The organism is Amycolatopsis sp. NBC_01286 (assembly GCF_035982555.1).
Classification (GTDB): domain Bacteria; phylum Actinomycetota; class Actinomycetes; order Mycobacteriales; family Pseudonocardiaceae; genus Amycolatopsis.
Map to the genome: position 1 here is coordinate 9,351,910 of NZ_CP108428.1, position 13,016 is coordinate 9,364,925.

The 13,016-nt window shown below is 71.8% G+C and carries 12 protein-coding genes; 5 read left to right on the forward strand and 7 right to left on the reverse strand.

The window, feature by feature from the left end; all coding sequences use genetic code 11:
• Positions 1-361: 361 nt before the first annotated feature.
• Both OG570_RS42750 and OG570_RS42755 read left to right on the forward strand, forming a co-directional pair.
• The gene (locus OG570_RS42750; protein ID WP_247049780.1) at positions 362-1,459 is read left to right on the forward strand and encodes a J domain-containing protein; all 1,098 of its coding nucleotides are present in this window, start codon (positions 362-364) and stop codon (positions 1,457-1,459) included.
• The gene (locus tag OG570_RS42755) at positions 1,456-2,061 is read left to right on the forward strand and encodes a LysE family transporter (protein WP_326954429.1); all 606 of its coding nucleotides are present in this window, start codon (positions 1,456-1,458) and stop codon (positions 2,059-2,061) included. The genes OG570_RS42750 and OG570_RS42755 overlap by 4 nt, the downstream gene beginning before the upstream one ends.
• A 56-nt stretch (positions 2,062-2,117) precedes the next feature.
• On the opposite strand, the gene OG570_RS42760 is transcribed toward OG570_RS42755, so the two are convergent.
• Positions 2,118-4,577, reverse strand: a complete 2,460-nt coding sequence (locus tag OG570_RS42760; RefSeq protein WP_326960314.1) for a M14 family zinc carboxypeptidase — start codon at positions 4,575-4,577, stop codon at positions 2,118-2,120.
• 210 nt (positions 4,578-4,787) lie between these two features.
• On the opposite strand from OG570_RS42760, the gene OG570_RS42765 reads away from it, so the two are divergent.
• Positions 4,788-5,435 (forward strand): DUF998 domain-containing protein, encoded by a 648-nt coding sequence (locus OG570_RS42765; RefSeq protein ID WP_326954430.1) that lies wholly within the window; start codon positions 4,788-4,790, stop codon positions 5,433-5,435.
• Between the two features lie 140 nt (positions 5,436-5,575).
• Here the strand turns inward: OG570_RS42765 and OG570_RS42770 are convergent, their stop codons facing one another.
• Positions 5,576-6,229 (reverse strand): GTP pyrophosphokinase, encoded by a 654-nt coding sequence (locus OG570_RS42770; protein WP_326951492.1) that lies wholly within the window; start codon positions 6,227-6,229, stop codon positions 5,576-5,578.
• Positions 6,230-6,491: 262 nt separating this feature from the next.
• Between OG570_RS42770 and OG570_RS42775 the strand changes: the two genes are divergently transcribed.
• Entirely contained in the window at positions 6,492-6,734 is a 243-nt protein-coding gene (locus OG570_RS42775; protein ID WP_326954431.1) for a hypothetical protein, read from the forward strand.
• Here OG570_RS42775 and OG570_RS42780 read toward each other — a convergent pair.
• The 4 genes from OG570_RS42780 to OG570_RS42795 form a co-directional block, all read right to left on the reverse strand.
• Positions 6,731-7,603, reverse strand: coding sequence for an LLM class F420-dependent oxidoreductase (locus tag OG570_RS42780; RefSeq protein WP_247049773.1), 873 nt, complete (start codon positions 7,601-7,603; stop codon positions 6,731-6,733). The genes OG570_RS42775 and OG570_RS42780 overlap by 4 nt on opposite strands.
• 77 nt (positions 7,604-7,680) lie before the next feature.
• Entirely contained in the window at positions 7,681-8,814 is a 1,134-nt protein-coding gene (locus tag OG570_RS42785; RefSeq protein ID WP_326954432.1) for an adenosylhomocysteinase, read from the reverse strand.
• A gap of 148 nt (positions 8,815-8,962) precedes the next feature.
• The gene (locus OG570_RS42790; protein WP_326954433.1) at positions 8,963-10,279 is read right to left on the reverse strand and encodes an alpha/beta hydrolase; all 1,317 of its coding nucleotides are present in this window, start codon (positions 10,277-10,279) and stop codon (positions 8,963-8,965) included.
• Between the two features lie 252 nt (positions 10,280-10,531).
• Positions 10,532-11,539: a hypothetical protein gene (locus OG570_RS42795; protein ID WP_326954434.1), complete on the reverse strand. Its 1,008-nt coding sequence runs from the start codon at positions 11,537-11,539 to the stop codon at positions 10,532-10,534.
• Positions 11,540-11,610: 71 nt separating this feature from the next.
• On the opposite strand from OG570_RS42795, the gene OG570_RS42800 reads away from it, so the two are divergent.
• On the forward strand, positions 11,611-12,207 hold the full coding sequence (locus tag OG570_RS42800) for a TetR/AcrR family transcriptional regulator (protein ID WP_326954435.1): 597 nt from the start codon (positions 11,611-11,613) through the stop codon (positions 12,205-12,207).
• On the opposite strand, the gene OG570_RS42805 is transcribed toward OG570_RS42800, so the two are convergent.
• Positions 12,168-12,962: a helix-turn-helix transcriptional regulator gene (locus tag OG570_RS42805; RefSeq protein WP_326948192.1), complete on the reverse strand. Its 795-nt coding sequence runs from the start codon at positions 12,960-12,962 to the stop codon at positions 12,168-12,170. The genes OG570_RS42800 and OG570_RS42805 overlap by 40 nt on opposite strands.
• Positions 12,963-13,016: the final 54 nt, after the last annotated feature.

Sequence of the window (13,016 nt, forward strand, 5' to 3'; positions counted from 1 at the left end):
TCCAACTTACCCGAGAATCGAACACCTGTTCGCGTCCATTCAGGTGGATTCCGGCTACGCAAAGTCAACGCGGCCCGGTAAAATCGCGCCGTTACACCACTTTCGAGCGACAAACAGTCCTCAGTGGACACTAATGGAGCACCGGAAACGTGACACTCACCCCGGACGGGGACCACGTCACGCACCCGGCGACCCCCGCCGGGCGCCCCGGTGACCGCACCGGCGGCGCGCGGTAAAACTCCGGACACCGCCCTGACCTGGCCTCCGGGACCATCACCCTGCCGTGCCGCGGAGGCGGTGACCGGCCCCGCGACCCGACCCCATAAAGTCTTCGCGCAGCCATCCGGAGGTGAACGCCAGCGTGCCCGAGGTCGACTACTACGAGGTGCTCGGCGTCCGCCGCGACGCCACGGCGTCCGACGTCAAGACGGCCTACCGCAGGCTCGCCAAGACGATGCACCCGGACGCCGGCGGCACGGTCGGCACGTTCCGACTGCTCCGCGAGGCCTACGACGTCCTGAGCGACCCCGTCAGCCGCGACCGCTACGACGCGGGCGGCGCCACCGTCGTGCCGGTGGTCCCGGTGCGGCCGCGACCCCGGCGGCGCTTCGGCGACGAGCCCGGCTTCGTCCCCGATCTGCCCGATCTCGACGCCGAAGACCTGACCTGGTGGCACTTCGCGGGCGAAGACACCCGGATGCGGCACGGCCGCCGCCGCGGCCCCGGGCACACGCCGGTCGTCGTCGCCGTGGGCGGCATGGTGCTGGTGCTGCTCCCGCTGGTCAGCGGGGTCGAGTTCTCGCCGCCGGTGCTGATCGTCTGGCTCATCCTCACCGCCGGCACCGCGCTGCTGGTTCAGCGGCTGGCCCGCGGCTACCTGCGCGCGTCCCGCGCCCGGGACGCCTTCGCCGAGGAGTTCGGCGGCCGCACCGTCTTCGGCGCCCCCGGCACCGAGCGCGACGAGCTGGCCGAACGGCTCACCGCCGAGCTGCTGGAGACCTACCTGACCCGGCTGCCCGGCGCCCGGATCTTCCACGGCCTCGCCTGGCCGGGCTCGGTGTTCGCCGACGTCGACCACGCCGTGCTGTGCGGGAAGCGCCTGGTGCTCATCGAGTCGAAGATCTGGCTGCCCGGGCACTACGAAACCGCCGAGGACGGCCGGCTGCTGCGCAACGGGCGGCCGTTCCGCGGCGGCGGCAGCCGGCTCGCCGAGAGCCTCGCCGCCTACCGCGACCTGCTGCCCGGCGTCGCGCTGCGCGGCGCGATGATCGTGTACCCGAGCCGCAGCGGCGACCTGACCACGGCCGACCCGGACGACGTGGCCGCCCCGCCGATGACGCCGGAGACGTTCCTGCACGAGATCGGCGACTGGCTCGCCGCCGAACCGTCCACTGTGGACCACGACGCGCTGCGGGCCGTGCGCGACCAGGTCGTCGGCGGGGGCGGCCGGGCGGCGTGAGCCCCGCCGCCACCCTCGGCACGGTGCTGCTGGCCTACCTCCCCGCGGCCGTCTCCCCCGGCCCCAACTTCGTCCTCATCGCGCACACCGCGGCGGCCGGCACCCGGCGCACCGCCGTGTCGGTCGCGCTCGGCGTCGTCGCCGCGGGCGGGCTGCTCGCCGCGGTCGCCGTCTTCGGGCTGGGTGCCGTGCTGGCGCGCACGCCGTGGCTGGCCACGGCCCTGCGCGTCGTCTGCGGCGCTTACCTGGCGTGGCTGGGGATCCGGCTGTGGCTGCGAGCCCGCGCGCCCGAATCCGCCCCACCGGCAGCTCGGGGCGGCGCGTTCCGCCAAGGCGTCGTCAGCAACCTGACCAACCCGAAGGCCGCGGCGTTCTTCGGCAGCGTCCTGACGGCGACGCTCCCGCCGAGCGAACCGGCGGGGATCAAGGTCGCCGCGGTCGCGCTGATCGTCACCGCGTCGGCCGTCTGGCACCTGTCAGTGGCGCTGTTGTTCTCGGCCCCGGCCACCCAACGCTGGTACGAACACGCGAAACCGGCCCTCAACCGCGTCGTGGGCACGATCCTGGTCATCCTCGGCGTCGCGCTGGCCGTAACGCCGTGAAGGCCTCCTTACCGGCCATAAGAGCCGGTAAGGAGGCCTTCACGGACCTTCGGGAACTACCGGACGCCGCCCGACGCGCGCTGCTTCTGCGCGTGCGCGGACCGGGTGCAGACCTCACCGACGTCGACCGTCTGGCCGCGGTCGGCGAAGACGTCCGCCACACCGACGAGCTTGCCCTTCGGCGACGTGCAGGTCAGCTGGTAGGCCTCCTTCGTGCCGTAGGTCGGCGGGACGGGCGAGGAGAACGAGACGTCGCCGGTCCAGTCGTCGACGGCGTTCGGGTCGGCCTGGTCGTAGTTGACCACCACGGCCTTGTAGTCGCCGGCCGGCGGGTCGAACAGCACGGCGTGCTCGGACGTCGTGCCGCCGTTCGCCGACGAGCTGACCAGGTTGCCGGCCGAGTCGTAGATGAACAGGTCCCAGTCGGTCGAAGTGCTGGCCCAGTTGATGTTGACGCTGAACTTCCCGTTGTCCACCTTCGGCAGGCCGTCGACGTGGAAGGTGAACGAGTCACCCGCGGTGTCGGCCGGGTAGTTCTGGTTGATCGGCGGCACGCCGGCCGGGTTCGTCACCGCGTAACCCTGCTGCGCCGGGCCCTGCGGGTCCCGCCCGTAGCGGCCGGCGACGTAGGGGCGCGTCGACGGGTTGACCGACCACGCGAACCGCCCGCCGGTGGTGGTGAGCTTCGAGTTCAGGTCGTCGGTGACGTAGATCGGCGGCTTGGTGGTGCCGTCGGCCTGGATCACCGGCGACGTCGGCGTCTGGAACGTCTTGTGCAGCTTGAGCTGGTACCCCTTGGGCGCCGAACCGATCAGCGTCGAGTGCTGCTGCGGGTCGGCGGTGTTGGCCAGCATGTCGAGCAGCGCGCCGCGGTTGCCGCCCTTGCCCGCCCCGGTCGTCGGGGCCAGCCCGGCGTACTCGGCGACGACGGCGGTCTCGTAGGCCTCGTGGAAGCCGGCGCCGCCGACCTCGATGGTGAAGCCCCAGCCGCCGGTGGCCCAGTACGACCAGTCCTCGGTGGTGCCGGTCGTGTCGTAGAGCGCCCAGCTCGGCTCGCTGGTGTAGCCGTTGCGCGAGGCCAGCTTGTCGCCGAGCGCCTTGAAGGCCGGCTCCTCCAGCGGCGGCCGCACGTCGGCCACGCCCGGCGGGCGCAGCACCAGGGCCGCGTTGGTGTGCCAGGTGATCAGGTTGGTGACCTGCCGCGACGAGACGATCGAGCGGACGTTGCGCGACTCCGGCTCGGAGAACGGCGCCGAGCCGCGGAAGGTGTCGCCGCTCCAGGCCACTTCGGCCCCGTTGCCGCCCCAGAAGCCGGCGTAGTTGCGGTTCGGGTCGGTGCCGCGGATCCGGCCGGCGGGGTTGGCCTTGCAGACGCCGGTGGCGTACTGCGGCGGCGAGTCGCCGACGTTGCAGTTCTTGCGCTTCATCTCGTAGTCGAACCGGGAGAAGTCGCCCTTGGGCTCGGCCTCGCGGGAGATGTCGAAGCCGTCCGGGTTCACGATCGGCACGATGATGTTGCGCGTCTTGCCGACCATGCCGCGGATCTGGTTGTCGTGGGCGTAGCCGTTGACCAGCTCGTACGCCCATTCCATGACGTGCTCGCCCGCCGGCCACTCTCGCGCGTGGTGCACGCCCATGGTGAAGTCGACCGGCTTGCCGTCGGTGAGGTTCTTGACGTCGGTGGCGATCTCCAGCCCCATGACGTCGCGGCCTTCCCAGGTCGACTCGGGCATGGTGAACGCCGAGACGAGGTTCGGGTTGGCGCGGGCCAGCTCCTTCATCTCGTACTCGTAGTCGTAGAGGTGGCGGTAGCTGGTCCGGCCCGAGGGCAGCACCGACTTGGGGGTCTTGGCCGCGTACTCGCGGTCGGTCTTCGCGTCGGCGACGGACTTGGCCGACAGGTCGGCCTGGACCACCGTCGACTTGAGCCCGCTGTTCTTGAGCGTCTGACGGTCGGCGTCGTCGGCCAGCACGACCTCGACGCCGGTCGCGTCACCCTTCTCGGTGACGTCGAGGCCGAGGCCGGTGAGCTTGGACTTGTCGGCGCGGGTGGGGGTCTGGACGCGGACCAGCTGAGCCTTCTGCGCGGTGGTCGGCGTGCCCTGCGGGGTCAGCGCCAGGAAGTCGACGCCGAGCTGGACCTGGCCGGCCGAACCGCCGTAGCGGCAGCCTTGGACGACGAGCTGCTGGCCCTTCTTCACGAAGCTTTCGGCCAGTTCGTGGGAGCGCAACGCCGTCGAAGCGGCGACGACCGCCCCGGTCGCCTTGTCGAACACGGCGACGTCCCAGTCGCCCTCGGTGCCCGACGTCGCCTTCAGGCGGGCCTGGACCAGACCATCCACAGTGGACGTGAGATCCCGGCGATCGGTGCCCGAAGTGCCCTTGGGCTGCAGCTTCGCGAAGCACGAGCGGGGTACTGACTTGTCGGCGCGCAGGATGTTCTGCGCTGCACCGGCGGTGCCGGTCGGCAGCACGGCGAACGTGCCGGCCAGCGCGATGGCCGAAGCCAGCAGCACCAGCCGTCTTGGTGAATTCCCCACGGGTAGAGACCTCCTTGACCGAGGCCGGCACAGCAAGGACGTACCGGTAGCGAGTGACCGTAATGGACGAAAACCGGCCGGGGTAACCGCCGTAAGTCGTACTGCCTTCACCCGTTCTTCACACGGACGGCCGCGCAAAAGGACATTTCACCGGGAGTTCAACCACCGGTCGGCTACTGTCGGTTCATGGTCACGGTCCCTGCGCGACGGACGTCCGTCGCGGTGTCGCTGGCGGGTATCGCCGCGCTCGCGGTGGGTGCCGCGCTGGTGCTGTTGCTGCAGGTCATCCCGCCGACCGACGAGATCAGCGCGACCCGCCGCACGATCAGCGAGTACGGCCTGTCCGACCACAAGTGGCTGTTCGACATCGCGGTGGTCCTGGTGGCGTTCGGGTCGGCCGCCGGGCTTGCGGTGCTGGTCAACCAGCGCCGGCTGCCGGTGGCCGCGACGATCCTGGGTGCACTGTGGACGATCGGCCTGCTGGTGATCGTGGCGTTCCCGAAGCCGGACTGGGCGACGGTCTCGCGCTCGGACTTCGGCGGCACGCTGCACCGCGTCGCGAGCGTGGTGGCGTTCGTCGCGCTGCCGCTGGCGGTGCTGATCGCCTCGCGCACGGCGTTCCCGGCGTCGCCGGGCCGTCGCTGGCTCGCGCGGGTACTGGCGATCGCGTCACTGGGCTGGTTCGCGGTGATCCTGGGCGCGGTCGTGGTGGCGGCGGCCGAGGACGGGCGTTGGTGGACGCTGATCCCGCTGGGGCTGGTGGAACGCGGGATGGCGCTGACGGAGCTGATCGCGCTGGGTGCGTTGCTGGCACCGGTGACCGCACGGGAGTGACCACCGGCTGATCGGCGCGAAGGTGGATCACGCTTGCTGCGAGTCCGCGCCCGACGAAGCCTCGGCGCCGGGGGCGGTGTCCGTCGTGGCGATCTTCGTCACCGGGTGGGCCGCGGCCTTCGCTGGGCGAGGAGTAACGCCTAGCGGATCCGTTCGTGCAACGCGGCCATCCGGGCGTCCAGGTCCGCTGCCGTGGCGGCGGCCGCGGACAGTTCGCCCGCGAAGTCCGGGGGGACGCTGTCGCGGTACTTGTACGACAGCTTGTGCTCGACCGCCGCCCAGAAGTCCATCGCGATGGTGCGGAGCTGGACCTCCACCTTGACCTTCTCCACCCGGTCGGACAGGAACACCGGGATGCGCACGATCAGGTGCAGGCTGCGGTAGCCGTTGGCCTTGGGGCGGGCGATGTAGTCCTTGGTGCGCAGCAGTTCGACGTCGTCCTGGGCGGTGAGCATGCGGGCCACCGCGAAGACGTCGTCGACGAACGGGCAGACCACGCGGATGCCGGCGATGTCGTCGAGCGCGCGGGCGGCGGAGACCCAGTCGCTGCCGAGGCCGCGGCGGTGCACCTTCTCCTTGATCGCCTCCGGCCGCTTCACCCGGCTCGTGATGTGCTCGATCGGGTCGTGCCGGTGGACGAAGTCGAACTCCTCGCTGAGGATCCGCAGTTTCGTCATCAGCTCTTCGATGGCGAACTTGTACATCAGCAGGAAACGCGGGAGCTGCCCGGCGACGGCGAGCTCTTCGGCCGCCTCGCTCAGAGAAGCGTGCTCGGCCGCCGGATCGGTGGTCACTGAACCCTCGTCGTAGGAGTCGTCGGTCATTTCCGCGCGTCACGTTACTGCGCTTCACCCGATCAACGGGCGGCGACGGGCCGGAGTTCCCGCCGGTCACCGGATCGTGGAGTCCCGCCGGTCCCGCGTCAGCACGACCTTGGTCTTCGCGAGGCCCCGGTCCGGCCGAGCCCGGCCGGGTGTTCGGGGTCGAAGGTGCCCCACTGGGCGTCCGGGACGGCGATCGCCCGGCGGCGTCTTGACCACGACCAGGTCGTGTGTCATGCCGCGGCCGATCAGGTGGGCTTCGACACCGGCGCTGCGCGCGCTCCGCGTGCCGGCCCGGCTGATCCTGGCCGAACGCAGCGTGATCCACCCCGCGCGCGACGTCGAGCAGCGGGTCAAGGCGCTCGACCCGCTGCTCGACGTCGAAGTCGTGTCGCGCACGACCCACGCCCTCTCGCTCCAGCGACCCGGGCTGGTGACCGCCCGGATCTTCGAAGCGGACCGGCGAGTGCCGGGCTAGAACTCCGCCAGCTGCGACACGGCCGGGGCCATGCCGTCGATCCAGGCGGCCGGCGCCCCCGTGGTCGGGGTGATGATGGCCGTCCGGATGCCGAGCTTCGCGTAGTCGGCCATGCTGCGGACGAACTCGTCGCGGGTGTCCGGCGTCGGGCGCGGGTTGTTGGCGAGGATCGTCGTGCGGATCTCGTCGTAGTCGCGGCCGACGGCGTCGCAGTGCCCGCGCAGCACGTCCAGCTTGTGCGCGACGTCCTCGGGCGAGGACGCGAACAGGTTGCAGGCGTCGCCGTACTGCGCCACCAGCCGCAGGGTCTTGCGCTCCCCGCTGCCGCCGATGAGCACCTTCGGGCGGTTGATCGGCTGCGGCGAGCAGAGCGTCTCGGCCAGCTGGTAGTGCTTGCCCTCGAACGGCCCGTTGTTCTCCGGGTCCCACATCTGCGCGGTGATGCGCAGGGTCTCCTCCAGCCGCTCGAAGCGCTCGGCGACCGGCGGGTACGGCACGCCCATGCCGTGGTGCTCGCGCTCGAACCACGCGGCCCCGATCCCGAGCGCGGCCCGGCCGCCCGAGAGGACGTCGAGGGTGGTGACGATCTTCGCGAGCAGGCCGGGGTGGCGGTAGGTCACGCCGGTGACGAGCAGGCCGAGCTCGATCCGGGACGTGTGGGCGGCGAGGAAGCCGAGGGTCGTGTAGCCCTCGAGCATGTTGGACTCGGCGGGGAGGCCGGTCGGCTCGATCTGGAAGTAGTGGTCCATGAAGGACAACCAGGTCGCACCGGCCTCCTCCGCCGCGGTGCCCACGCGGGCGAGCTCGCCCGCGATGGCGGTCGTCCCGCCTTCGATGTCGAAGATGGGAAGGTGAAAACCGAGCTCCATGAAACTTTCTCCTGACGTGCGGTCGGCGTACCCGTCACGTTAGGACCTGGAGCGCGCTCCAGGGCAAGTCCCGGGTTTCAGCGGAGCCGTTCGACCAGGTCCGTGGCGATCCGCCGTTCGACGGCCGCCGGGACCGGCTGGACCACCGGGGCCAGCCCGCCCGCGCAGACCGCCGCGAGGCTGCGGACCTGCAGCGTCAGGCCGAGATCCATCGCCTGGATGGAGTTCCCGTTGGCGGCGGTCAGGTTGAGCATCCGGCCGTGGTCGAGGACGACGATCTCGCGGCCGCCGGTCAGCACGTGCCCGGTGCGGCGGCCGGGGTCGCCGTACTCGATCGTGCGCACGGTCGCCGTCCGCAGCGCCTCGGCGTCGATCTCCCAGGCGAAGTGGCCGACGCCGGCGAGCACGGCGCCGTCGGGCAGCGCGGCCAGCTCGGCCGCGCCGACGACACCGGGGGCGCCGGTCGCGGTGAAGACGGCTTGGGCGTCTTCGAGCACTTCTTCGGCGACGCCGACGCGGTGACCGTCCAAAATGGCCTGAAGCGCGCGCATGGGGTCGGTGTCGCACACGGCGACGCGCGCGCCGAGCCGCGCGAGGGTGTCGGCGACGCCCTTGCCGCACGGCCCGTACCCGAGCACTGCGGCGCGCATCCCCGGCACCATCAGGTTGGTGGCGTTGAGAAAGCCCTGCACGACGCTCTGACCGACGCCGAACTCGTTCTCCACCAGGAGCTTCAGCCGCGAGTCGTTGATCACGACGACCGGGTGCGTGACGCCGCCGGGCCGCTCCCGCAGCAGGAGGCCGCCGGTTGTCGTCTCCTCGGTGCCGCCGAGGTAACCCGAAGGCGTCCCGGATTCGAGCAGTGACAGCGTGAGGTCGGCGCCGTTGTCGAGTGTGAGGTCCGGTTCGTTTTCGAGGACCTTCGCGACGTTGCGGGCGTGGTCGGCGTCGTCGTCGGCGCGGCGCGTGTGCACGGTGACGCCGAGCGCGCGCAGGTCGTCGGCGACGTCGTCGTGGGTCGTGCCGGGTGAGCCGGTGAGGGTGACGTCGACCCCGGCGCGGGCCAGGAGCGTGACGAGCGCGGCGGTCTTGGGCTCGACGTGCAGGCACATCGCGAGCCGCCGCCCGGCGAGCAGCGTCTCGTGTTCCCCGACGGCGGCGGCGGTCAGCGGCATGTGCTTGAGCGCCCAGCCGATGGCAGGCAGAGTCATGACTTTCCTTACGGTTGACGAAGAAACCGCGTGACGCGGTGAAAGGGGCCCGGAGCGGGGCCGGTCAACCGTAGAAGTCGCAGCGGTAGGAGTGGTCACCGAAGATCGGTGCCACGAGTCCGCGTCCGCTGCTCACGCCGTCAAGCTATCAGCGCAGGGCGGTGACCAGGAAGTCCGTCACTTCGGCCGGGCCGCCGTCGCCCGTGGTCACCGGATCGCCCGCCGCGCGCAGGCGGTTCGCGTACTCCGCCGACTTCCGGCCGCCGCCGGCGAGCAGGAACGGCGGGACGCCCGGGCCCGCGTACGTCAGCGGGCTCGCCTCGCGCAGGGTCGCCGGCGCGCGGCCCAGGGCGAGCAGGATCGACGCGCGGGTGACCGCGTCGAGGCCGGTGAAGTCCGTGAAGTCCGCCGGGGCGGACACGGCCGCCACCGCGTGGACCGTGCTCGGGACCCCGGCGTACTGGCCGGCGTCGAAGCCCGGCGCGGTGCCGAGGAGGGCCGCCAGCGTGCCGCCCGTGCCGGTGCCCCAGGCCGCGATGCGGGCCGGGTCGAGGTGCAGCGCCGTCGCGTTGGCCGCGAGGAAGCGGACCGCGCACTTGGCGTCGGTGAGCGGGGCGGGCCATGGCGCCGCGGGGGCGAGGCGGTAGTCGATCGAGGCGACCGTCACGCCGCGGGCCGTCAGCGCGTCGCGGACGGCGGTGAACCGCGGGCCGTCGAGCAGCGCGCCCGGGCCGGCGGGCTTGCGGTTGCCGAGGAACAGGCCGCCGCCGTGCAGGTAGAGCACGACCGGCGCGGGTGTCGCGGACGGCTGGGGCTGGTAGACGTCCATGGACAGGGGGATCCCCGCCGGCCGGCAGTACTCGACGGTGCTGGATGTGCTGTCGAGCAGCGTCGAGGCGTTGGTGCCGGTGACGCCGTCGCCCGCGGCGACCGCCCCGGCCGTGCCGGTCGCCAGGACCAGCAGGAGTACGGGGAACAGCACGATCCACGCCGACACGCGCCGCAGCGTCGACGGCCGCGGGTGCGCCCGCCGCCGGGCGACGACCAGGAGCCCGAACAGGGCGAGGACCTGCAGCGCGGCGACGACGTAGTCGGTGAAGCCGACCACGGTGTCCGCCGGCTGCCACGGGTCGAACCGCGCCAGCAGCCCGAGCGGCCGGCTGACGACCCACAGCGCGAGGGCCACGGCGGCTGTCAGGGCCGCGAAGTGGGCGGTCTTGCGCGTGGGCCAGCCGAGCACGGCGGCCACGGCGACGATTTCGACCGCCGCGAAAACGCCGAACAACATCGCGTAGAGCTGCCAGAGCCGCCAGAGCGCGGGCACCGCGGCGGCCGTGGTCACCGCCCCGCTCAGGGCGGCCAGCGACGCCGTGACCAGCAGCGCACCGCGTCGCAGGGGTGGCGTGGCGTCGTACCGAGAGGTCGCCGGCAGCGGACGTGCCCGCTGTCGGTCGACGGCTGTCATGCCCCCAGTGTCACCCCGGACACCGTGCGGCGGCCACCGCGCAGCTCAACCGTGTCGGCTCTTCGATCACGGGTGATGCCTCTTTGATCACGCGAAATGCCCGCAAGATGCCCGGTACCGCACACGCGCCGTGGGCAGCCCTGTGATCAGAGAGGCATCACGTGTGTTTGGCGGGTCGACACGCGTGTTTGGCGGGTCGACACGCCGGCTTGCGCCGACCCGTCCTCGAGCGCGGCACCGTCGAGACGGGGGTTACGCGTAGCAGGTGGCGAGTGCGCCGAACGCGGCTTTCGGTTCCCAGGGCAGGCCCGGGTACGTCTCCCCCGAACCTTCCTCCAGGACTTTCACCACGCCCCAGCTCGCCATGTCGAGATCCTCGCGGGGCGACGCGCGGTGCACCAGGCCGTAGCAGACGAAGGTGCACGCGAACGCCGCGTCGACGCCCTCCTCCGTGAACACCTTCAGCAGCTCGCGGAGGTAGCCCGCCTGTTCCTCTTCGTCGCGGACGTAGTCGCCGTTCAGCCGGACCGGGATGTCGCCGTCGTACTCGAGGATCTCGCCGCTGCGGGCGCCGAGGTCGGCCGCGCCGCGGTAGGTCGTGCAGCCGAACTCCGTGATCGCCACCGGCTTGCCCGCCGCGACCAGGGTGCGGATGCCCTCCTGGTAGACGTGCTCGACCTCCTTCGAGCGGTGCGCGTCGACCGAGACGATGTCGAACGGCGTCCAGTCGACGCGCTCCAGCGGGACCGACGCGTAGGTGATCCGGCCGCCGAACCGCGCGCGGACCGCCTCGACCGCGCGGGCCAGGAAGTCGTTGACGCGGGTGGGGAGTTCGGCCAGCGCTCGCAGTGATTCCGGGGACCGCTCGAACAACCCGGCCGTGCGCTCCGGGAGGCTGTCGCCCGGCAGGAAGCCGTGGTTGAACAGGCTCAGCTCGGCACCGGTGACGAACACGACCTCAGCTCCCGCGACGCGGAGGAGTTCGGCCCGCTCGGCGCCGTCGGCGAGCTGTTCGAGGATCTGCTCCGGGTGCGCGTCCCAGGGGAACGGCGAGAACCACACCTCCAGCCCGAGGGCGGCCGCTTCCCGCGCGGCGAACTCGATCCGGTCCAGGTCGGTGCCGAACAGCCGGACGGCCGTGCAGTGCAGGTCATCGCGGATGATCGTCAGCTCACGCCGGACCAGCTCGGGTGCGAACGGGCGGCGGATGGTGCCGCCGACCGCCATTCCGGTGTCGTAACCGATGCCCTTGGCTCGCATAAGGGATGCCCTCCAGAAGAAATAGCGTACGGTACGTACCGTACCCTATCGACAAGGTACGGTGAGTACCGATGACCGAAGCGAAGACCCGGCGACGCGGCGCCGAACTGGAAGACGCGATCCTGCGCGCCGCCGCCGACGAACTGGCCGAGGCCGGCTACCCGGGCCTGACCATGGAACGCGTCGCCCAGCGGGCCGGCACCAACAAGAACACGATCTACCGCCGCTGGCCGAACCGCGCCGCGCTCGGCGTCGCCGCCTACCGGCACATGGCCGAGGACAAGCTGCGCCCGCCCGACACCGGTGACCTGCGCGAAGACGCGCTCGCGTTGCTGCGCGCCGTCAACTGCGGCGCCTCCTCCCCCGCGGCGCAGATCCTGCGCGGCCTGCTGGCCGGCGTGAGCGACGACCCGGACCTGCTGGCCCAGCTGCACGAGCAGGCCGGCGACGGCGGCACCACCGCGTGGCTCACGCTCCTCGACCGCGCCGTGGCCCGCGGCGAGGCCCCGCCCGAGTCGCTGCACCCGCGTGTCGCGACCGTCGCGCTCACCTTGCTGCGCAACGAGTACCTCACCCGTGGACTGACCACAGTGGACGACGACGTCCTCGTGGAGATCGTCGACGAGGTCTACCTGCCGCTGATCCGCGGACGCCGGGCCGGCGCGTAGAGCGTCAACCGCAGCGCCGGGTCCTCGTTCGCCTGGAACGTCGCGTACTCGTACTCCACCGGCTCCGGGCGGTACAGCGTCTTCCGGCCGGGTCCACTGTGGACGACGTCGTGGCGCTCCCACCAGCCCGCGAACTCGGGGCAGCCCGCGCGCAGGCGGCCGGCCAGCGCGGTGAACGCCGGGTCCGGCGCCCACAGGTCGTGCGCGGCGTGGAACTGCGCCACCGTGTGCTCGGCCTGCGCCGCCCAGCCGGGCCCGAACAGCCGCCGCCCCCGCTCGTCGAGCAGCAGGAACACCAGCACGTTCCGGTCCGCCTCGGGCAGCTTGCCGAAGTCGGTGAACAGCGAGACGGCCGCGCGGTTCCAGGCCAGCACGTCCCAGCGGCGGCCGGTGACGTAGGCGGGCTGGGTCAGGTTCTCGATCAGCCCCCGCGTCGCGTCGGGGACGGACTCGCGGGCGAACGCCGTCCGCGCCGGGTTGCGGGCCAGTTCACGCAGGTGGGCGCGCTCCGCGTCGTCCAGCCGCAGGGCGCCGGCCAGCGCTTCGATCGTCTCCGTGGACGGGCTGACCGTGCGACCCTGCTCCAGCCGGATGTACCAGTCGACGCCGATGCCGGCCAGTTCGGCGACTTCCTCGCGACGCAACCCGGGCGTCCGGCGGCGGCGCCGGTCCGGCAGCCCGAGCGCGACCGGATTCAGCCGTTCCCGCCGCGACCGCAGGAACTCCCCCAGCCCGGCGCGGGCCACGTCCGCCATCGTCGACCTCCGGGTGGCACGCAACAGTCCCAGGATGATACCAGGCCTGGATAC